We start from the raw sequence: 21,072 nt of genomic DNA, 5'->3' as shown, positions 1-21,072 counted from the left end.
CCTTTCATCTAATCTAAACGGTGAGGTTTAAATTAAGCTTTTGCTTCAGCTGCTGCTTTAGCGATAGCTGCGAAGCTTTTCGCGTCTAGAGCTGCGCCGCCAACTAGAGCACCGTCGATGTCTGGTTGTGCGAAGTAAGCTGCTGCGTTTTCTGGCTTAACAGAACCGCCGTATTGGATAACAACTTTCTTAGCAACTTCTTCAGATTTCTCTGCGATGTGTGCACGGATTTGAGCGTGGATGCGTTGTGCATCTTCAGCTGTAGCTGCTTTACCAGTACCGATAGCCCAGATTGGTTCGTAAGCGATGATAGCGCCTTCAAGAGCTTCAACACCTTGAGTGTTGATAACAGCGTCAAGTTGACGAGCACATACTGCAACAGTTTCGCCTGCTTCGTTTTGTGCTTCAGATTCACCGATACAAAGAACTGGAGTTAGGCCGTTCTCTTTTAGGAATGCGAATTTCTTAGCTACGAACTCATCTGATTCGTTGTGGTATTCACGACGCTCAGAGTGACCGATGATGATGTGAGATGCGCCGAACTCTTTAAGCATTGCTGGAGACATGTCGCCAGTGAATGCACCGCTGTTGTTTAGGTCAGAGTTTTGAGCACCTAGGATGATCGCGCTGCCCGCTTCAGTAAGCGTACGCTCAGCAAGATCAACGAAAAGTGCTGGTGGAGCAACTGCTACGTCTACGCCTGTTACGCCTTCAAGTTCAGCGTTAAGACCGTTTAGTAGATCAACAACCATTTCTTTGCTGCCGTTTAGTTTCCAGTTACCCATAACTACAGGATGACGCATAGGAATATCTCCAAAGTATTTAAATAAATCGAATGTAAAAAAGTAAACTTTATTACGAAATAATATAACAGATTAATATCAACAGATCATGACTGTGGTCATGACTTTCTTGGATCTTACTCAATGGTCAGAGTAGATTTTGAGCATATATCAGTGATCCGGCAGACAGAATAATAGCTAACTTCTCGGATTTTTCATCGTTAGTTGTTATTAAGGGACAAACGATTGCGTTAACAACAGGAAGTAACAATGCCGAATCTAGTTCTAGAGTACTCCAATTCAGTGGATGAGCGAGTAAATATCCAAGGCTTACTGGAAGATCTCCACCAAGTCGCTCTCACATGTGGCTTGTTTGATGTGCCATCAGTGAAATCTCGTTCACTGCGTTGCCATAATTGGTTGGTCGGTGATGAGGAAGATAGTGTAGACTTTATTCATATCAGCTTTGAGTTACTTTCGGGACGAACGGAAGAGCAAAAGCGAGAATTGTCACGATCGTTAATGCAGATCCTGCAAGAACAAGCAAGTCATGTAAGAAGCTTAACGGTGAATATTCGTGATATGGATAAAAGTTGCTTTCAAAAAGTAATAAACTAACCATTGCTGCTGACTTTTAGCGGCGTATAAATTTGAGTATTTAAGATGTCGATGAAAGAATTACTGCTCTCTTTCAAGGGGAGAATTGGTCGTAAGACTTACTGGATTTGGAATGTTTTCTACTACATAGCGATTACCGGTTTTGCTTCAGGTATCTCTGTGTTGTTCCCTGCTTACTCTTATATCCTGCTACCAATCATCCTATTGATGCTTGTGATCCCAGACCTTGCGGTAACCGCTAAGCGCTGGCACGACCGCAATAAGTCTAATTACTGGCTACTATTGAATGTGCCATTAGTATTGGGTCGTTTAGCTTCGCCAATGGTTGCAACGACGACAGAGCCGGTATCGCCAATTCATATGGCGGCAACCGTCGCGGCATTAGTGTGTGGTTTCTGGATTCTGATTGAGTGTGGTTTGTTGAAAGGTACAGAAGGCCGTAATGACTACGGCGAAGACCCATGTAAATATTGAACAGCGAACCAATAAGAAGGGGGCATTACGCTCCCTTTTTCTTTTTAGTGCTTTGCTAATTTCAGTACATTTTAGGTTCGGTATTCGGCTTAAAAGGCACGACATTTTCAGGCAGAGATTCTTCAAAGCCGCAGCGCCCTTCGAGTGCATCTTGGAACTTACAGACCTGACAGCGCAGCTCTTGCATGAGTACGACATTGGCGTGGTGTGGGTTTTTACAACGGCTAACCACTAAGTCGATGTGACTTTGCTGCGCACGAAGTCGGTCTTGCATCACGTCTGAAGCCGAACAAATCATCTGTTCGCACATCTCGTGTTTGAATTGATTGAATGCTTTCGGGTCGCTTTTCGCGAGTTGGACAAGTTCATCAAAGGGTGGCAGTTTTTGAGCGGGTTGTGGATGCGCCATCATTCCTTCCTTAGCATTAAGCGTGTTTCATATGCTCTAAGCTTAAGAAAGAAATCTGTACAAATTTTAATCTATTTGTATTTTCTCAATATTGAGACGGTATTAGCCGATTACCTTTGCAATCAAAGGGCGGGTGTTAAGGTGTAAGTGCAGCGTCGTTCGCCAGCAATGATGTGCTCTGTACGGCTCACGTGACACTCATCTTTTAGTAACTCAGTAAACACGTTGAGCTCAGATTGGCACAGGCTAGGGCAGCGAGTTGCAGCCTTACAGATAGGGCAGTGGTTCTCAATTAAGATGTAGTGATCATCATGCTCTTGAAGCTCAGCCATGTAGCCTTCGTCTTCACGAAGCTGGGTGAGTTTTTTAAGCTTGCTGATGAGTGAATCACAGCCAGACAGCGCAGTTTGATACTGCTTAAGAGTGTGTTGTTCACGCTCGGCAGCAACCTTAGCCAGCCCTTCTTTACCAAATAGATTCTCGACAGCATCAATCACTTGAATGGTGAGTTCACCATGTCGGTCTGAAAATTGGTTATGACCTTGTTGAGTCAGGGACCAGTGGCGAGTCGGGCGACCCACTTTCACTTTCACATCATGAAACGCAAGAATACCGTCATCTTCCAGGCTTTGCAGATGTTGCCTTGCCCCCATTGTCGTCATGCCAAATTCTTCTGACAGTTGTTTCGCGGTTACCGCGCCTTGACGCTTAATGGTCTGTAAGATTCTGTCGCTTGTTTTCATACTATCCCTACCTAATGAACCTTACTATTATGAGGCAAGGTGTTTATAAAGCAAACCATTTACTATATTGATGATAATTTACTCTATAGATAGCGTTTTACTCTATTGGCTGCCATGGTCAGATTCTGGTGCGCTAATAAAACAAAAGGCTGATACTAGGTATCAGCCTTGGAATATTCTGTTTCACCGAATTTAGGCTTACAGGATATGACCTACTACTTCTGGATCTTTACGCTCTAGGTAGTGGATAGATTTGATGCGGCGAATTGTACGGCAGCGGCCACGGATAAGCAGGGTTTCTGTGGTTGCGATATTACCTTGACGAGAAATACCTTCTAGCAAGTCACCCTTAGTGATGCCTGTTGCTGAGAATACAACGTTGTCGCTGCGTGCCATGTCTTCCATCTTCAATACGATACCCGCCGTTACGCCCATTTCTGCGCAGCGCTCAAGTTCAAGTTCACCGTGCTTGCGGTTCTCTTCTGTGTCGCCTTTCACTTCGTGGCGAGGTAGAAGACGACCGTGCATGTCGCCGTCGAGTGCGCGAATTACCGCCGCCGAGACCACACCTTCAGGTGCGCCGCCGATGCAGTACATGACGTCTACTTCACTGTCTGGCATACAGGTTAAGATAGAAGCCGCAACATCACCGTCTGGCACAGCAAATACACGAACGCCCATTGCTTGCATGTCGGCGATGACTTGATCATGACGAGGCTTAGCAAGCGTGGTTACGACTAGAGTATCAAGTGTTTTACCTAGTGCTTTAGCGATGTTTTCTAGGTTTTCTGTTAGTGGCAGTTCTAGGTCAATCACGCCTTTAGCGCCAGGGCCAACAACCAACTTTTCCATGTACATATCAGGCGCTTTAAGGAAGCTGCCTTTTTCGCCCGCAGCCAATACAGCCAATGCATTTGATTGGCCCATTGCTGTCATGCGTGTCCCTTCAATTGGGTCAACTGCGATGTCGACAGCGTCGCCGCCCACACCTACGTTTTCGCCGATGTATAGCATAGGTGCATCATCGATTTCACCTTCGCCGATAACAATCTCACCGCTAATTTCGGTTTTGTTTAATAGGCTACGCATTACTTCTACAGCAGCGCCATCTGCAGCGTTTTTATCGCCACGGCCAAGCCACTTGTAACCAGCTAGTGCTGCACCTTCTGTGACACGAGAGAATGACATTGCTAAATCGCGTTTCATGCGGACTCCAAAATTTTCAAAGGGGGAATAGAAATTTCGCGGCGAATTTTACCATATCCAAAAGGAAACGTTTGCCTTTTTGTTTTTTGGAGATTGCTCTCGATCAATTCGCAGTGGAAAACAGTTATTATTCATCAAAATAATCGGTTTGCCGTTGTGGCGGTAATCGTTCACGTCAATATTCGGTAAAAAGCGCTGTTTTTTTCATCGAATGGCGCAAAATATCGAATATATTGAGTGTTTATCCTTGCTCTGCTGAGTAGAATGGGGAAATAAGTGGAGTGAACCTTCACCATCAAACGGATAACTTAAAGGTAGGCCAGAATGTCTTTTGAAGTACTAGAGCAGCTAGAAGCAAAAATTCAAACAGCAGTAGATACAATTGCACTTCTTCAAATGGAAGTGGAAGAGCTTAAAGAAGAGAAACAAGCACTAGCAACAGAAGCTGGTGAGCTTAAAGCAAGCCGTCACGAGCTAGAGCAAAAAACTCAGCAAATGCAGGAAGAGCATTCAGCATGGCAAGATCGCATCCGTAACCTTCTTGGTAAAATGGATGAAGTAGAGTAATCGACTCTTCAGATTTAAAAAAACGCCCGCTACTCAGTAGCGGGCGTTTTTGTTTGTGTTCTTATGATTTGTTTGTGTTCTTATGATTTGTTTTATTATTTGAAGCTGAGTGAGAGTTACTCGACGTCTTCTTCCTCGACATCCAAATCGAGTTCTACATCTAGAGGTTCGGCAGAAAGAATGATGCCAGTGTTGTCTGCGTAGAGGTAATCTTCAGGTAAGAAGGTCACGCTGCCAAAGTTCACTGGAACGTCTAATTCACCGACACCTTCTTGGCTCGCACCAACAGGGATAGAAGCCAAGGCTTGGATACCTAGGTTCATGTCTTCAAGCTCATCGACTTCACGAACGCACCCGTAAACCACAATCCCTTCCCACTCATTGTCTTCGGCAAGTAGGGCTATCTCAGCATCGATCAGCGCTTTACGTAGTGAGCCGCCCCCATCGATTAACAACACACGCCCCAGACCGTCTTGCTCTAGTACAGAGCGAATCAAAGCGTTGTCTTCAAAACACTTTAATGTAGTGATCTGTCCTGCGAAGGATGCACGTCCACCGAAGTTGCTGAACATTGGCTCCACGACATCAACTTGATCCAAATATATGTCGCACAGTGCTGAAGTGTTGTATTCCATTAGTATACCTTTTGAACAATGAGCTTACTTTGAGTATATCGGCGCTTGATCCCTTTGCAATGATTAGTCTCATTTAACTCAATAGAGTTTGAGCTACGACAACCCCTGCAAACAATAGGTTAGTGACCAGTGAGCATTTCACAATCACGGGCATCATTGGTGCAATTTGCGCTGGCTTTTCGGTTTCCCAAACGGCTTTGCCATGCTTGTAAACAATAATAATGCTCAGCAAAAACGGCAGGCTGATCCAGACCGGCTTTTCTTGAATAAGCAGGTAGATAGCGAAAGACGCAAGGGCGAGGCCAAGCAGAGCAAAATGATAGTGTTTGGCTTTGCGTTGTCCTAGGCGAACCGCCATGGTGCGCTTACCACATTCGCTGTCGTTTTCGATATCACGCATGTTGTTGATATTGAGTACCGCAACCGCCATCAAGCCACAGCCCAATGCCGGAAGGAATAGGCTTGGTTCAACATGGCCAGTGTGCAAGAAGTAAGTCCCTGAAACACCTAATAAACCGAAGAAGATAAATACCGATAAGTCGCCAAGGCCAATATAGCCATAAGGCTTATTACCGACGGTATAAGCGATGGCAGCAACAATGGCTAATATGCCTAACGCAATGAAAGATAAGATACTTTCAATCGAGGTTAAGGCATGAAAAATAAGAATCAGCCCAGCGACCATAGTAAACACGATGTTGAGGATGATCGCTTGCTTCATGGTTTTCGCTGTTACCGCGCCAGATTGCATGGCACGTGTTGGCCCCAGACGATTTTCGTTGTCTGTGCCTTTTACGGCGTCGCCATAGTCATTGGCTAGGTTCGATAAAATCTGTAATAGGGTGGCGGTTAAAAATGCCAGTAGGGCTATCGATAAAGAAAACTGACCACCGGCGAACGCTAAACTACTTCCTGTAAGAATAGAGACAAGTGCGAGAGGCAGAGTTTTTGGTCGTGCGGCATCAAGCCAGATCAGTAGAGATTGTTTCATCGTAGGTCTAATTCTTTGTAAGTCTTCGTTTCATACTGTGATTTGAGTATACGCCCATTTTTCGGGTAATAAAAAGCCCACTAGAAAGTGGGCCTTGAATTCGCTTATTAGCTGCTATTTCTTTGAGATAGAGCAATAAGTTAGAGTTTGGTGTGCTACAGGATGAAGCGGCTTAGGTCTTCGTCTTCAACGAATTCGCCAAGTTTCGATGTTACGTAAGCTTCATCAATCACTAGCTTGCTGCCAGCTTTGTCTGTTGCTTCGAATGAAATCTCATCCATTAGACGCTCCATCACTGTGTGTAGACGACGCGCACCGATGTTCTCAGTGGTTTCGTTTACGCGCCATGCTGCGTCCGCAATCTGGTTGATGCCATCTTCAGTGAACTCAATGTTGACATCTTCTGTTTTCATTAGGGCAATGTATTGCTCTGTTAGAGATGCTTTTGGCTCAGTTAGGATGCGTTTGAAGTCATGTGCTGATAGTGCTTCAAGTTCTACGCGGATTGGTAGACGACCTTGTAGCTCAGGGATCAGGTCAGATGGCTTAGCCACTTGGAATGCGCCTGATGTGATAAACAAGATGTGGTCAGTTTTAACCATACCGTGCTTGGTTGATACTGTGCTGCCTTCGATAAGAGGCAGTAGGTCACGCTGAACACCTTCGCGAGATACATCTGGGCCTGAACTGTCGCCACGCTTACAGATTTTGTCGATCTCATCGATGAATACGATGCCGTTGTTTTCAGCGTTGAAGATCGCGTTCTCTTTCAGCTCTTCTTGGTTCACAAGCTTCGCAGCTTCTTCTTCCGTCAGTGCTTTGAATGCGTCTTTGATTTTCATCTTACGCTTTTTCTTGGTGTCGCCCGCTAGGTTTTGGAACATGCCTTGCAGCTGGTTTGTCATCTCTTCCATGCCTGGAGGTGACATGATTTCAACGCCCATTTGCGGTGCGGCTACATCAACTTCAATCTCTTTGTCATCTAGCTTACCTTCACGCAGTTTCTTGCGGAAAATCTGACGAGTGTTTGAAGAGGTTGTGTCTTCAGTTGATTGCTCGTTCTGACCCCAAGCATCACGCGCTGGTGGTAGAAGGGCATCAAGAATGCGTTCTTCAGCTTGTTCTTCAGCGCGGTATTGTACTTTTTCCATCGCTTGTTGGTGCGTCATCTTGATCGCAACGTCCGTTAGATCACGGATGATGGTTTCAACTTCTTTACCAACGTAACCCACTTCGGTGAACTTAGTCGCTTCTACCTTGATGAAAGGCGCGTTTGCTAATTTCGCTAGGCGGCGAGCGATTTCAGTTTTACCTACACCCGTTGGGCCAATCATCAGGATGTTTTTTGGCGATACCTCAACACGTAGGCTTTCTTCAAGCTGCATACGGCGCCAGCGGTTACGAAGAGCGATAGCCACTGAGCGCTTAGCGTTGTCTTGGCCGATAATGTGGCGATTGAGTTCGTGAACAATTTCGCGAGGAGTCATCTCAGACATGGTTTTTCCTTAATTCTTTAATCACTGTTGAATACAACGTTATTGATGGAAGCGGTCGTTACTCTGGCTTTGGCAGCTCAACGGTGCTTTCTAGTTCTTCAATAGTGTGGTGATGGTTGGTGAAGACACAGATGTCGCCTGCAATGTTCAGCGACTTTTCTGCGATTTCACGCGCATCTAAATCAGTATTTTCTAATAGTGCAGTAGCGGCTGCTTGAGCGAAGTTTCCGCCCGAACCGATCGCAATCAGGTCGTTCTCAGGTTGAACTACGTCACCGTTACCTGTGATGATCAGTGAAGCGGTCTCATCCGCTACTGCTAACAGTGCTTCTAACTTACGTAGAGCACGGTCGCTACGCCAATCCTTCGCTAGCTCAACTGCCGCTTTGGTGAGATGGCCTTGGTGCATTTGCAGCTTGCTTTCAAATTTTTCGAATAGCGTGAAAGCATCAGCCGTACCGCCAGCAAAACCGGCCAGTACTTTGTTGTTGTATAGGCGACGTACTTTACGGGCGTTGCCCTTCATTACTGTATTGCCCAGAGATACTTGTCCATCACCCGCGATGACGACTTTATTATTACGACGTACAGATACAATGGTAGTCACGAGTCGACCTCTTTTGATTATTATTTATGGTTACTACTTATATGTGGCTCCACTATCATGAATTCAAGTGCCACATTTAATGGTATGTCATATCAAAAAAACTAAATGTTACCAGTTGTTTCAAACATCCATTGCCTGTTGAGCCTATGTGTGGCAAGGGTTGGTGGGTTAATAGTTTGTGATAAATATAAAAAAAGATAAAACAAATTTCTAACGTGAAATGGTTAACACTTTTTGTTTGATTTATAAGGAATGATGTTCACTAATCAGTGGTATTCACTGCATAAGGAGTAGTGTGATGAATAGTGACAATATCAGTTTTTTTAATAGAGATATGGATCTGGATGAGCTGTCTATACTGCATCATCTGATGTATCAGGAGGCGGGCGAGTGTTCAACAGAACATCTAAAAAACTCGGTCAACGTTTTTCTTAAACGTCCATTTCCTAACGTTTTAGCGCACTTGGATTTTTTTGGTTACATCGAGATAAATAAGGAGCAGGTCTACCTGACTGACTTTGGGCTTGAGTACTACGAACAAGTACCTCAGTTTCGTTAAAACGCACTCTTTTGATTAACATACTGGTATTGCTTGTGCGATGAACTATTGAACGCTTTCAAACAGCAATAGGGGGAATCTTCTTCCCCCTATTATATATTGAGTTGATTAAGCCCCGTCTTTCCAAATAGCGCAAGGTTCAATTTTCGCCCGTTGCAGCTTATGGCGATCGCGCTCGGCGTCACGCTTCAACTTGTATGGCCCTAGAACCACACGGTACCAGCTACTGCCGTCTTTTTTACGGATTTCACTCGAGATACCTTGGAACGCAATATCTAACTTGCGCGTTTCTGCCTGTGCTGACGTTTTGTATGCGCCACACTGCATCACGTAAGGGATCTTAGAGATCTCTTGTTCTTTGGCTTTAACTTCAATCTCGCGGCTTGGCAGCGTTTCAACGTAGTCCCACTTCTCTTCTGGAGGCGGTGGAATCACTTTCGCTGGTTTTGGCTTAGGTTTTGGTTTGGTAGCCACAGGTGTTGGTGCTGGCGGCTCAGGATCATTACTCAATAAGTAAAGTCCATAACCAAAACCACCGGCAAGGAGGATCGCCAAAAGACCACTGCGCCAAGGTTTACGGCGAGGGGCTTGTTTCTTGGTCGGTTTTTTCGTGCCACGACCGCGTTTTACATAATCTCTATTAGCCACAAGACAATTCAATAGTTGCTGATTCTGCCCTCATGGTAATCCAGATTGCGCGAGGATAATAGTGCAGAAATGGAAGCGGCACATCAAAATGTGCCGCAGATTTATAAGGGTATTTCTAAGGGTTATATTCGAGGTGGCGCTGTACTGCCTCGAACCACTAATTTAGCTTCAAGCAGACGCGAACCTGCTTGCACATCGTTGCCTTTTAATAGATCAAGCATCATCAACATCGCTTGGCGTCCAATCTCATAACGAGGCTGAGAAATGGTGGTTAGCGGTGGATCGCAGTATTGAGCGAATTGGATGTCATCGAAGCCGACAATCGATAGGTCTTGAGGAACGCGCAAGCCCAGCTTCTTCGTTTCTTGAATCGCACCAATCGCCATCGCATCGTTGTGACAGAAGATAGCTGTAGGTTGTTCAGGAAGTGCCAGTAATTGACGAACCGCTTGAGCGCCCGCTTCAAAGGTGAAGTCACCGACCGTGCTATAGGCTGGATTCATTGAGACTCCGGCGCGACGCAGCGCTTGCTGGTAGCCTTGTTGGCGGAACTTACACAGTGTTGCCGATACTGGTCCTGAAATTTGAGCAATACGCTTATGACCTAACTGAGCTAGGTAGTTCACCGCTTCAAAGGCAGAGGTCAGGTTATCGATGTGTACCGTAGGCAGTTCAAGCTCAGGGGCAAACTCACACGCCATTACCATCGGCGGTAAATTCTTTTGTTCAGGTTTGCTGACATCAAACGGATGGTCAGTACCCAGCAGCAACATGCCGTCGGCTTGTTTGGTGAAAACTAAGTTAACAAACGAAGACTCGCGCTTCTTTTGCTGGCCGCTATCACCCAGTAGAACAAGGTAATCATTTTCTACTGCGGCATCTTCGATACCACGAATGATCTCGGCGAAATAAGGGTCACAGATATCAGGAACAATAGTGATGATGGTTTTTGATTCGTTGCGACGTAAGTTTCTAGCTAATGTATTGGGTGAGTATCCAGCTTCAAGTACTGCTGTTTCCACTCGTTTGCGAGTCGAAACTGAGACTTTCTCAGGGTTCATCAATGCACGTGATACCGTGGCTGTTGAGACGCCTGCTAGCTGGGCAACATCCTTCATTGTCGCCATAAATTAAACCCTCTTTTAAGTTCCTTTGCCGCCTAAGCATCTAAGGCGTGAATAATAAATGTAATCGAATAGATATTATGAAAGTGTTGCTAACACTTTTTTTATTGCAATATTTTATTCGTTTAATCCGTGTAAAGTTACGGCTAGATTAACAAAAATCACATGACTAGTGTGAAGTTGCTCACGAGAAATATGAAATATTTGTGAACAAACTTATCATTAGTTTTAACCCAAGTGGGTTTAACTCAAATCTTGCGGCTCAATATCGAGTGACCAGCGAACTTTTTTCGCAGCAGGTAACATATTGATGGCCGGCTTGGCACTCATCAATAGCTTCTGCATTAACGAGCGCGTCTGAGTTTGTAAGATTAACTGCCAGCGCGATTTGCCCGCTCGTTTTGCTAACGGAGCCGGGGTTGGCCCTAACACCATGCAATATTGGTCAAACAGCGGGTGCGATTCCAATGTGTGACGAACCTGACGCAAGAACTCTTCCACCAAGCGAGTGTCATTGGCTTCTGCTCTAAACAGCGTCATAAAGGTATAGGGCGGTAACATTGCCTGCTTACGTTCTGCCAGCGCCGTCTGAGCAAAGTGGTTATAGTCTTTGTGTAGCAAGGCTTGCAACAACCCATGTTCTGGGTGGTGAGTCTGTAAGATCACTTCACCGGGTTTGCTTGCTCGTCCTGCGCGTCCCGCTACTTGGATGAATAGCTGGGCAAGACGTTCAGAGGCACGGAAGTCACTACTATATAAAGAGCCATCCACATCCAATAACGCCACAAGTGTCACGTCAGGGAAATGGTGACCCTTAGCAAGCATCTGCGTGCCGATAAGAATTTGGAATTCACCCTTACGAATCGACTCGAGCGCGCTTTCTAAGCTGCCTTTACGGCGGGTGCTGTCGCGGTCAATACGAATGGTTTTGTATTCCGGGAATAGTTGACCAAGTTGAGCTTCTAACTGCTCGGTACCGACACCCACTGTCACCAAGTTCACAGACCCACAACCTTGGCAGTTGTGCACGATATGCTGCTGAGAACCACAGTGGTGGCAGCGCATCTCATTACTGTATTGGTGATAGGTGTAGTAAGCATCACAACGTTTACACTCGGCTGTCCAACCACAATCGTGACACATCAATGCCGGAGAAAACCCTCGGCGATTGAGGAACAGCATCACTTGGTTGCCTGCTTTGAGGTGTCTTTGCATCTCTGCAATTAACGACGCAGACAGGCCACTTTCTAGATATTCACCTTTAACATCCAACACCTTATTGGTGGTCGGCAGTGCGACACCCGCACGTGAAGTCAGGGTGAGATAACTGTATTTACCTATTTGAGCGTTGTGCAGTGTTTCAAATGCTGGAGTTGCAGAGCCTAACACAACCGGGATCTGCGCTTTGTGCGCACGCATGATCGCCACATCACGAGCGTGGTAGCGCAGGCTATCTTGCTGTTTATAAGACGCGTCGTGTTCTTCATCGACAATGATAATACCTAGGTCAGCAAATGGCGTGAACAGAGCTGAACGGGTACCAATCACGATGCCTGCTATTTTATCGCGCGCCGATAACCACGCATTCAGGCGTTCTGAATCGTTTAAACCTGAGTGGATAACCTCAACAGGCACATTAAAGCGTCGCTTAAAGCGGTTAATCGTTTGAGGAGTGAGACCAATCTCGGGCACGAGCACTAACGCTTGTTTACCTTGATCGAGAATCGGCTTAATCATATTCAGGTAAACCTCGGTCTTACCTGAGCCAGTAACGCCCTCTAACAGGAAACAACCAAAGTCGGTTTGGCTATTTACGGTCGCAATCGCGATGGCTTGTTCGGCATTGAGCTTAGGTTTGTCTTGGTCATTCTCAAGTTCAACTGGCCACGGCTGACGCGTTGGCTTTTTCTCTACCGATTCAATCCAGCCTTTCTCTTCTAGCGTTTTGAGTACGGCGCTGCCAACTTCTTCATCAATGAACTCTTGATGAGGAACCGGGCCGTGTTCAAGCATGTGCATCACTTTGGCTTGCTTGACCGCGCGACCAAAACCTTGCATCAGTTGGTCTTTGCCTGATGGCGTTAACTGCCACTCAACCAGCGTCGCGAAGTCGGCGGCTTTGCCTTTTCTTAGAGCGCTCGGAAGGGCGTTAGCAAAGGTTTCGCCAAGAGGGTACTGATAAAACTGACTGCACCACATTAATAGTGAATAGACAGATTCCGGCCAAACAGGTTGGTTATCCAATAGCGCTTTTATTGGCTTGAGCTTATCTAGCTCGAATTCTGATTCGTTAACCAGAGCCGTGACAATCCCAGTTAAGGTTTGTCGTCCAAAAGGCACAGAGACGCGACCACCAATAATCGGGAATAGGTGGTTTGGAATCTTGTAATCGAACTGCTTGTCGAGTGGAACAGGCAGCGCCACACGGGCAATCATTGGACGCATAAAGGGACGGCTTTATCTGAATTGACGAGAGCGAACAGTCTAAAGGATAAGGCGGTTAAATTCGAGAAGCAGTTTGGATGAAGGTGGCGAGTTAGCGTATACCGACAACGACAGCCCGAAATCTCAGGCCGATAAAGGAAATAAAGAGAGAATTGGTGAAAAATGTATCAAATCGGTTGATCCTGCTTTATAGATTCATTACTATACTGCGCCTTAAAGGTATGGCTTCATCACTCTTTTGTGTCGATGCGGTGTCTTTATTTCTTTTTTTAAACTACGTGTGGTGTGCGGCTTAGAATCGTATAGCGACACGGCCTACTTGAGGTTATCCCATGAAAGCTGGAATCCACCCAGAATACAAAGCAGTTACTGCAACTTGTTCTTGCGGCAACACATTTGAGTTCAACTCAACGCTAGCAAAAGAATCAATCCACCTAGACGTATGTGACAAATGTCACCCGTTCTACACTGGTAAGCAACGTATCGTAGATACTGGCGGCCGTGTTGATCGCTTCAACAAGCGTTTCGGTGCTCTTTCTAGCAAGAAGTAATTCTCGCTATTTAGACATGAAAAAGGACACTTCGGTGTCCTTTTTTGTTGCCTGTAATTTGAGAAAGCACTGACTTCTATTCAAGCATCACTCTCACCCAACGATAAGTTGCCTCTCTATTCTATTTCAGGGCAATTCCTTGCGTATCTCTCTTTACCAAAATTCAGCACGAAACTTCAACAAGCGATAGTAATTTCAACTGCTCACTGGTCTTATTAGTAGTGAAATCTCGTTTTTTAATGAGACAGAGGCTTCAACCACCTAGGAACTTTGAAGTACATCCATTAACATGAACAAGATCCCCCAAATAATAATATCCTAGGAACCTACACCTATGTCTGAAGACAGCCGCCAAGATCAATCCTCTCAAGCGTTATCATCTGAAAAATCGTTATCGCCTCAAGAACAATTCCGTCAGCAAGCTCTTGATTACCATGAGTTCCCAATTCCAGGCAAAATTGCCGTAGAACTGACGAAGCCTGCAAACTCTGCAGAAGACCTAGCACTTGCATACAGCCCAGGCGTGGCTGAGCCTGTTCGCGAGATCGCACAGAACGTTGATAACGTTTATAAGTACACAGGTAAAGGCAACATGGTTGCAGTTATCTCTAACGGTACAGCGATTCTTGGCCTAGGTAACCTTGGCCCTATTGCTTCTAAACCTGTTATGGAAGGCAAAGCGCTCCTGTTTAAGCGTTTTGCTGGTTTAGATTCTATCGATATTGAAGTAAAACACCGCACAATCGATGAGTTCGTTGATACAGTTGCGAATATCGCAGATACATTCGGCGGTATTAACCTGGAAGACATCAAAGCACCAGACTGTTTTGAGATTGAACGTCGCCTGATTGAACGTTGTGATGTTCCGGTATTCCACGATGACCAACACGGTACTGCGATTGTAACGGCAGCGGGTATGCTGAATGCGATCGAGCTTCAAGGTAAGAAACTTGAAGAGTGTAAGATCGTTTGTTTAGGTGCTGGCGCAGCGGCGGTTGCTTGTATGGAACTACTGATTAAGTGTGGCGCTCAGCGTGAAAAAATCTACATGCTTGACCGTAAAGGTGTGATCCATACTCGTCGTGATGACCTAAACGAATACAAAGAGCTGTTCGCAAATAACACTGATAAGCGTACGCTTGAAGATGTTATCGAAGGCGCTGACCTGTTCTTGGGGGTATCGGGGCCGAATCTACTGCCTGCTGAAGCACTAACGCTGATGGCTGATAAGCCTGTTGTGTTTGCATGTTCAAACCCAGATCCAGAGATCAAGCCTGAGCTTGCACACGAAGTTCGTTCTGACCTAATCATGGGTACAGGCCGCAGTGATTACCCTAACCAAGTAAACAACGTACTTTGTTTCCCATTCATTTTCCGTGGTGCACTAGACGTGCGTGCGAGCGAAATTAATGACGAAATGAAGCTAGCGGCGGTTAAAGCGATTCGTGAACTGGCGAAAGAAGAAGTTCCAGCTGAAGTACTAGCAGCTGCGGGCGAGACTGCACTGGAGTTCGGTAAGGGTTACATCATTCCTAAGCCAATGGACCCACGTCTACTTCCTCGCGTAGCACGAGCAGTTGCGGAAGCGGCTGTTGAATCTGGCGTAGCTCGTATCGAGATGCCTGCTAACTATATGGCTTAATAGCTGTTGCTCTATTGAGCCAAAAAGAATAATAAAAAACCGACTCATCTGGAGTCGGTTTTTTTATGTCTATCATTCACAGCGCAATCATAAAAAGCTATGCGCGATGTGATAAATAAGGTTCAGCTAGAGCGAATCAATAATGAAGGCAGTGACTGAGTTGTTTTTATTCTTCGTCAAACGCTTCGAACTCGATACCCATCTCTGTCATCAGCTTTTTCACTTCAGCAGGAATATCGTCTGGGCGGTCTTTACGAAGGTCTTCATCCGTTGGTAGTGGTTGGCCTGTGTACGCATGTAGAAAGGCTTCGCACAGTAGCTCACTGTTTGTTGCATGGCGTAGGTTATTAATCTGGCGGCGAGTACGCTCGTCAGTAAGAACCTTTAACACTTTTAGAGGGATAGAAACTGTAATTTTCTTTACTTGTTCGCTTTTCTTTCCATGCTCAGCATATGGGCTTATGTATTCACCATTCCAGTCGGCCATTGCGTACCTTCATCACTTTAGTTGTTAGAATAAATTAATAGTGGTGATTTTAGCGGGATTTACTGCCATAAGCAAAGACATATAGACGTCTAGAAGTGTTGACGTCTCACGTTTATGAAAGTAAAGTGAATAACATATATCTAACACAGCCGCAAAATGCCGACAAGCCGCTGTGATTCTCAGACGCAAAACTTGTAAGGAAGCACCTATGAGCAGCCGGAAGCCAGCAACAATCGCAGTACGTACTGGTATCGAGTCAGACACGCAACACCATGCCGTTGTCCCACCCATTTATCTTTCGACTAACTATGGGTTTCCCGCTTTTGGTGAAGTGCCAAAGTACGATTACACCCGTTCTGGTAACCCAAACCGCGGTTTATTAGAGACGGCACTGTTTGAGCTTGAATCAGGCAAAGGCGCGGTTGTGACTAACTGTGGTACTTCGGCGCTTAACTTATGGGTTTCGGCTTTCTTAGGCGGCGATGATCTTATTATTGCACCGCACGATTGCTACGGCGGTACTTACCGTCTGTTTAACACTCGCTCGCTAAAAGGTGACTTCAAAGTTCTGTTCGTTGATCAATCGGATCAAGCAGCGCTGGATGCGGCGCTCGCGCTTAAGCCAAAGTTGATCTTAATTGAAACCCCATCGAATCCACTGGTTCGCGTGGTTGATATTGCAGAAACTTGCCGTAAAGCGAAAGAGGTTGGTGCTCTGGTTGCTGTCGACAACACGTTTTTGACACCTGTGTTCCAAAAGCCTTTAGAGCTGGGTGCTGATTTTGTTATCCACTCAACCACTAAGTACATCAATGGACACTCAGATGTTATTGGTGGCGTTGTGGTCACTAAGACAGAAGAACACGCTGAAGAGTTAGCATGGTGGGGCAACTGTATTGGTGCGACCGGCACACCATTTGATAGCTACATGACTTTACGTGGTATTCGTACGCTAGGTGCGCGTATGCGAGTTCACGAAGAAAGCTCACGTGAAATTCTAGCGTCTCTGCAGCAACAAGATCTTGTTGGCACTATTTACCACCCAAGCCTTCCTGAACATCCGGGTCATGATATCGCGAAGAAACAGCAATCGGGCTTTGGTTCCATGCTCAGTTTTGAGTTTGCGGGCTCATTCGAGGCGCTTAAATACTTTGTTGATAAGTTAGAGCTGTTTTCTTTGGCAGAATCATTGGGCGGTGTTGAAAGCCTGATTTGTCACCCTGCGTCGATGACTCACCGCGCGATGGGTGAAGAAGCCTTAGCAGAAGCGGGTGTTTCTCAGCAACTACTGCGTCTATCTGTTGGCCTTGAAGATGCAGAAGACCTAATCGATGACCTCAAGCAAGCGTTTGAAAGAACACAGCGCTTTATCGCTGAAGGGGAGGGTTAATAATGGCAACCTTTCGCCAGCTACATAAATTTGGTGGCAGCAGTTTAGCGAATCCTGAATGTTACCAACGCGTGGTCAACATTCTTAGAGAATACTCATCAGCATCTGATTTGGTGGTGGTATCGGCAGCAGGCAAAACAACCAACCGTTTGATTGAATTTGTTGAAGCGCTCGACAAAGATGGTCGTATTGCCCATGAATGCCTACAAGCACTTCGTCAGTTCCAACTCGATCTGATTGAAGCACTGCTTGAGGGTGAATCAGCCGCACAACTTACTTCAACCATTCAACAAGAATTTACCGCTTTGGGTGAGCTAACGGCTCCCTTGAGCGAAGCACAAAAAGCAAAAGTGCTTGGACACGGTGAGGTTTGGTCTTCACGTATACTCGCGGCTTTGTTGTGCCAGCATGATTTACAAGCCGTTGCTCAAGATGCGCGTGCTTTTTTACGTGCAGAAGTGGGCGCTCAGCCTGAAGTCGACCGCGCACGTTCTTACCCTCTGATCAAAGAAGCCTTGGCGCAGCATGCACATTGCCGCGTGGTGATTACGGGCTTTATGGCTCAGAACTGCGAGGGTGAAACGGTATTGCTTGGCCGTAACGGTTCGGATTACTCAGCAACCGTGATTGGTGCTTTGGCTGAAGTTGAACGCGTGACGATTTGGAGTGATGTGGCAGGCGTTTACAGCGCTGACCCTCGTCTGGTTTCAGATGCGTGTTTATTGCCTCTACTTCGCCTTGATGAAGCCAGCGAATTGGCTCGTCTTGCCGCTCCAGTGCTTCACAGCCGAACGCTACAGCCTGTGGCTCAAAGTGCTATGGATCTCAGCTTACGCTGCAGCTATCAGCCGGAGGCGGGCTCTACACAGATCGAGCGTGTACTGGCATCGGGTCGTGGCGCAAAAATCATTACCTCTTTGGATGAAGTGCTTATCGTGCAACTGACCTTTGGTCACGGCCATGATTTCGACCGTCTAGAGAGTGAAGTGCTTGAAGGGCTTAAGCGTGCTCAACTTGAGCCGCTTGCTTATGAGCTTGAACCGGATCAACACTGCTTGCGTCTTGCCTACACAGAAGAGATCGCTGGTGGTGCATTAGAATATCTCCAAGACCATGCGATTGAAGCTGAGATTAAGCTAAAAGAAGGTTTCTCTCTGATTGCTGCAGTGGGTGCGGGTGTGACTAAGAACCCTAACCATTGCTACGGTTTCTACCAGCAGCTTAAGAGCTCGCCGGTTGAGTTCATCTCAGAAGCGAACTCAGGCTTAAGCTTGGTGGCTGTGATTCGTAAGAGTGAAACATCAAGTCTAGTGAAAGGCATTCATTCTCAACTGTTCCAAGCGCAGAAGCGTGTTGCGATTGCCTTGTGTGGTAAGGGCAATATTGGTTCAAGCTGGTTAAGCCTGTTTGCTGAGCAAAAAGCGGAACTTGAAAAGCGCCGTGGAATGAACTTTGAATTGGTTGCCGTGGTTGATAGCCAAACCTATTGGTTCGACGATCAAGGCATTGATGCGACTTCGGTAGGTAAGCGCTTTGACGACGAAGCTATTGCTAACAATGGTAACGACTGGTTAGAGCGTTTGGGCTCTATTCAAGGTTATGACGAAGCAGTGGTTCTGGATGTGACTGCGAGCCCAGTGCTTGCAGCAAAGTATCTGCAAATCGCACAACAAGGTATTCACCTAATCTCGGCGAACAAGGTGGCAGGTTCTGCATCGAGCGAGTATTACCATCAAGTACAAGATGCTTTCGCTAAGATCAGCCGTCATTGGTTGTACAACGCGACAGTGGGTGCTGGATTGCCGATTAACCACACGGTACGTGACCTACGTGAAAGTGGCGATGACATCATTGCGTTGTCTGGCATTTTCTCGGGCACGTTGTCTTGGTTGTTCCAACAGTTTGATGGCACCGTGCCGTTCAGCGAGTTGGTTGACTTAGCATGGCAACAAGGCCTTACGGAACCTGACCCTCGTGCTGACCTAGATGGCTCAGACGTGATGCGTAAGCTGGTGATTCTGGCGCGTGAATCTGGTTTGGATATCGAACCTGAAAACGTAAAAGTGGAATCGCTCGTACCTGCAGAGCTGCAAGATCTATCTGTGGATGACTTCTTCGACAAAGCTTCTGTACTGAGCGAAGAGCTGGCTGAGCGTTTAGAGAAAGCGCACTCTCAACAGAAAGTTCTGCGTTACGTAGCGCGTTTGGAGAAGAACGGTAAGGCAACCGTAGGCGTTGAAGCACTGTCGAAAGAACATGCTCTGGCGAACTTGTTGCCTTGCGACAACATCTTTGCGATTGAGAGCAAATGGTACAAAGATAATCCATTGGTTATTCGTGGCCCAGGTGCCGGTCGTGAAGTAACGGCAGGTGCAATTCAATCTGATTTAAACAGAATGTCTAGCCTGTTCTGATACTCATATCGGTTGGTTTGAAACTCAGATCAATTGTTTTAGTACGTAAATGGCATACTATTCACTAAGATAAATAAGGCTGAAAGCACGATGTGTTTTTCAGCCTTTTTTCTACATTATTTCTGCTTTGCGACCCATCTAACGACTTGAGTTTTACTCACGATCTACTTGAGAAAAATTCATAATGGATCTGTTGACATTAAATCGTATTCAATACATTCTACAGACATATAGACGTCTAAACGTCGTTTAAGGATTTGAGTTTTTAGTGGTTGCTTTTGCCACAGGGAGAGTAAGATGGGATACACACACGCTAGTCATATCGACGCTTTAAATCAGAATATCGCTGAGCTTTCTGACAACATCAATGTGTCATTTGAGTTTTTTCCGCCGAGCAGTGAGAAGATGGAAGAGACCCTGTGGAACTCTGTTCACCGCCTTAAAACACTTCAACCAAAATTTGTATCGGTAACTTACGGTGCAAACTCGGGTGAACGTGACCGTACCCACTCAATCATTAAAGAAATTAAAAACCAAACCGGCCTAGTGGCTGCACCGCACCTAACGTGTATTGATGCAAGCCGTGAAGAGCTGATTCAAATTGCCGACGATTACTGGGCAAATGGTATCGAGAGTATTGTTGCGCTACGTGGTGATATTCCAGCAGGCGGCGGCGGGCCAGAGATGTACGCATCTGACCTAGTCGAGCTACTTAAATCTCGCCACGATTTTGATATCTCAGTAGCGGCATTCCCTGAGGTTCACCCTGAAGCAAAAAGCGCTCAATCTGATCTTATTAACCTAAAGCGTAAAGTGGATGCGGGTGCCAACCGTGCCATCACTCAGTTCTTCTTTGATGTAGAGAGCTACCTACGCTTTCGTGACCGCTGTGTAGCGGCTGGCGTTGATGTTGAGATTGTACCGGGCATCTTACCTGTTTCTAACTTCAAGCAAGCATCTCGCTTTGCTGCGATGAACAACGTAAAAGTACCGGGCTGGATGGCGAAGCAGTTTGAAGGTTTGGATGATGATCCAACGACTCGTCAGCTTGTTGGTGCTAGCCAAGCAATTGATATGGTTCGTACACTGAGCCGTGAAGGTGTGAAAGATTTCCACTTCTACACGCTAAACCGTGCAGAAATGACTTATGCACTTTGCCATACGCTAGGTGTTCGTCCGCAAGTCGCTGCGCTGTAAGAAAAGTCTAAGAAGTAAAGCCTAAGCACTTGTAAAAAGCCTCTGGCAGTAACATTTCAAATCCTATAGATACAAAAAAGGCTTGGA

General features: G+C 46.1%; 21 protein-coding genes. 9 read left to right on the top strand and 12 right to left on the bottom strand.

Annotation, left to right across the window (positions count from 1 at the left end; translation table 11 throughout):
• Positions 1–32 precede the first annotated feature (32 nt).
• Positions 33–803 carry a triose-phosphate isomerase gene (gene tpiA, locus AB6E51_RS10925; RefSeq protein ID WP_017061158.1) on the bottom strand — a complete coding sequence of 257 codons (771 nt, stop codon included), beginning with the start codon at positions 801–803 and terminating at the stop codon, positions 33–35.
• 249 nt (positions 804–1,052) lie between these two features.
• Here tpiA and AB6E51_RS10920 point away from each other — a divergent pair, with 249 nt between their 5' ends.
• Complete coding sequence (locus AB6E51_RS10920) at positions 1,053–1,400, top strand: 5-carboxymethyl-2-hydroxymuconate Delta-isomerase (protein ID WP_017061157.1); 348 nt, start codon at positions 1,053–1,055, stop codon at positions 1,398–1,400.
• Between the two features lie 45 nt (positions 1,401–1,445).
• Positions 1,446–1,874, top strand: coding sequence for a DUF805 domain-containing protein (locus AB6E51_RS10915; protein ID WP_017063673.1), 429 nt, complete (start codon positions 1,446–1,448; stop codon positions 1,872–1,874).
• A gap of 61 nt (positions 1,875–1,935) precedes the next feature.
• On the opposite strand, the gene AB6E51_RS10910 is transcribed toward AB6E51_RS10915, so the two are convergent.
• From AB6E51_RS10910 to glpX, 3 genes are all read right to left on the bottom strand, one after another.
• A complete protein-coding gene (locus AB6E51_RS10910; protein ID WP_017061155.1) occupies positions 1,936–2,283 on the bottom strand; it encodes a DUF3135 domain-containing protein in 348 nt (115 codons plus the stop codon).
• Between the two features lie 122 nt (positions 2,284–2,405).
• A complete protein-coding gene (locus AB6E51_RS10905; protein ID WP_017063674.1) occupies positions 2,406–3,026 on the bottom strand; it encodes a metalloregulator ArsR/SmtB family transcription factor in 621 nt (206 codons plus the stop codon).
• A gap of 198 nt (positions 3,027–3,224) precedes the next feature.
• Entirely contained in the window at positions 3,225–4,232 is a 1,008-nt protein-coding gene (glpX, locus tag AB6E51_RS10900; RefSeq protein WP_017061153.1) for a class II fructose-bisphosphatase, read from the bottom strand.
• A 324-nt stretch (positions 4,233–4,556) separates the two neighbouring features.
• Between glpX and zapB the strand changes: the two genes are divergently transcribed.
• Positions 4,557–4,799, top strand: coding sequence for a cell division protein ZapB (gene zapB, locus AB6E51_RS10895; RefSeq protein ID WP_008219652.1), 243 nt, complete (start codon positions 4,557–4,559; stop codon positions 4,797–4,799).
• A gap of 116 nt (positions 4,800–4,915) precedes the next feature.
• On the opposite strand, the gene rraA is transcribed toward zapB, so the two are convergent.
• The 4 genes from rraA to hslV all read right to left on the bottom strand — a co-directional run bounded on the left by rraA (position 4,916) and on the right by hslV (position 8,528).
• Positions 4,916–5,434 (bottom strand): ribonuclease E activity regulator RraA, encoded by a 519-nt coding sequence (gene rraA, locus AB6E51_RS10890; RefSeq protein WP_017061152.1) that lies wholly within the window; start codon positions 5,432–5,434, stop codon positions 4,916–4,918.
• A 73-nt stretch (positions 5,435–5,507) separates the two neighbouring features.
• Positions 5,508–6,425, bottom strand: a complete 918-nt coding sequence (locus AB6E51_RS10885; protein ID WP_017061151.1) for a 1,4-dihydroxy-2-naphthoate polyprenyltransferase — start codon at positions 6,423–6,425, stop codon at positions 5,508–5,510.
• Positions 6,426–6,580: 155 nt separating this feature from the next.
• Positions 6,581–7,921, bottom strand: a complete 1,341-nt coding sequence (gene hslU / locus AB6E51_RS10880) for an HslU--HslV peptidase ATPase subunit (RefSeq protein WP_017061150.1) — start codon at positions 7,919–7,921, stop codon at positions 6,581–6,583.
• Positions 7,922–7,979: 58 nt separating this feature from the next.
• Positions 7,980–8,528, bottom strand: coding sequence for an ATP-dependent protease subunit HslV (hslV, locus tag AB6E51_RS10875; RefSeq protein ID WP_004729692.1), 549 nt, complete (start codon positions 8,526–8,528; stop codon positions 7,980–7,982).
• A gap of 298 nt (positions 8,529–8,826) precedes the next feature.
• Between hslV and AB6E51_RS10870 the strand changes: the two genes are divergently transcribed.
• A complete protein-coding gene (locus AB6E51_RS10870; RefSeq protein ID WP_017061149.1) occupies positions 8,827–9,087 on the top strand; it encodes a hypothetical protein in 261 nt (86 codons plus the stop codon).
• Positions 9,088–9,195: 108 nt separating this feature from the next.
• On the opposite strand, the gene ftsN is transcribed toward AB6E51_RS10870, so the two are convergent.
• From ftsN to priA, 3 genes are all read right to left on the bottom strand, one after another.
• Positions 9,196–9,735 (bottom strand): cell division protein FtsN, encoded by a 540-nt coding sequence (gene ftsN / locus AB6E51_RS10865; protein ID WP_372057595.1) that lies wholly within the window; start codon positions 9,733–9,735, stop codon positions 9,196–9,198.
• A 122-nt stretch (positions 9,736–9,857) separates the two neighbouring features.
• A complete protein-coding gene (gene cytR / locus AB6E51_RS10860; protein WP_017061147.1) occupies positions 9,858–10,862 on the bottom strand; it encodes a DNA-binding transcriptional regulator CytR in 1,005 nt (334 codons plus the stop codon).
• 240 nt (positions 10,863–11,102) lie between these two features.
• Positions 11,103–13,304: a primosomal protein N' gene (gene priA, locus AB6E51_RS10855; protein WP_372057597.1), complete on the bottom strand. Its 2,202-nt coding sequence runs from the start codon at positions 13,302–13,304 to the stop codon at positions 11,103–11,105.
• Positions 13,305–13,636: 332 nt separating this feature from the next.
• Here priA and rpmE point away from each other — a divergent pair, with 332 nt between their 5' ends.
• Positions 13,637–13,855: a 50S ribosomal protein L31 gene (gene rpmE / locus AB6E51_RS10850; protein WP_004737142.1), complete on the top strand. Its 219-nt coding sequence runs from the start codon at positions 13,637–13,639 to the stop codon at positions 13,853–13,855.
• Between the two features lie 334 nt (positions 13,856–14,189).
• A complete protein-coding gene (locus AB6E51_RS10845; RefSeq protein ID WP_229647418.1) occupies positions 14,190–15,497 on the top strand; it encodes a malic enzyme-like NAD(P)-binding protein in 1,308 nt (435 codons plus the stop codon).
• 166 nt (positions 15,498–15,663) lie between these two features.
• On the opposite strand, the gene metJ is transcribed toward AB6E51_RS10845, so the two are convergent.
• Positions 15,664–15,984, bottom strand: a complete 321-nt coding sequence (gene metJ, locus AB6E51_RS10840) for a met regulon transcriptional regulator MetJ (RefSeq protein WP_004415993.1) — start codon at positions 15,982–15,984, stop codon at positions 15,664–15,666.
• 208 nt (positions 15,985–16,192) lie between these two features.
• On the opposite strand from metJ, the gene AB6E51_RS10835 reads away from it, so the two are divergent.
• From AB6E51_RS10835 to metF, 3 genes are all read left to right on the top strand, one after another.
• A complete protein-coding gene (locus AB6E51_RS10835) occupies positions 16,193–17,374 on the top strand; it encodes an O-succinylhomoserine (thiol)-lyase (protein ID WP_017063681.1) in 1,182 nt (393 codons plus the stop codon).
• 2 nt (positions 17,375–17,376) lie between these two features.
• On the top strand, positions 17,377–19,788 hold the full coding sequence (locus tag AB6E51_RS10830; RefSeq protein WP_137001065.1) for a bifunctional aspartate kinase/homoserine dehydrogenase II: 2,412 nt from the start codon (positions 17,377–17,379) through the stop codon (positions 19,786–19,788).
• 297 nt (positions 19,789–20,085) lie between these two features.
• Positions 20,086–20,985 (top strand): methylenetetrahydrofolate reductase, encoded by a 900-nt coding sequence (gene metF / locus AB6E51_RS10825; RefSeq protein WP_372057598.1) that lies wholly within the window; start codon positions 20,086–20,088, stop codon positions 20,983–20,985.
• Positions 20,986–21,072 lie beyond the last annotated feature (87 nt).

The sequence above is a fragment of the Vibrio sp. 10N.247.311.47 genome (genome assembly GCF_041467535.1).
GTDB lineage: Bacteria > Pseudomonadota > Gammaproteobacteria > Enterobacterales > Vibrionaceae > Vibrio > Vibrio crassostreae_C.
Note: the sequence above shows the minus strand (reverse complement) of the source record. Positions and strands in the feature narration are given on the sequence as shown.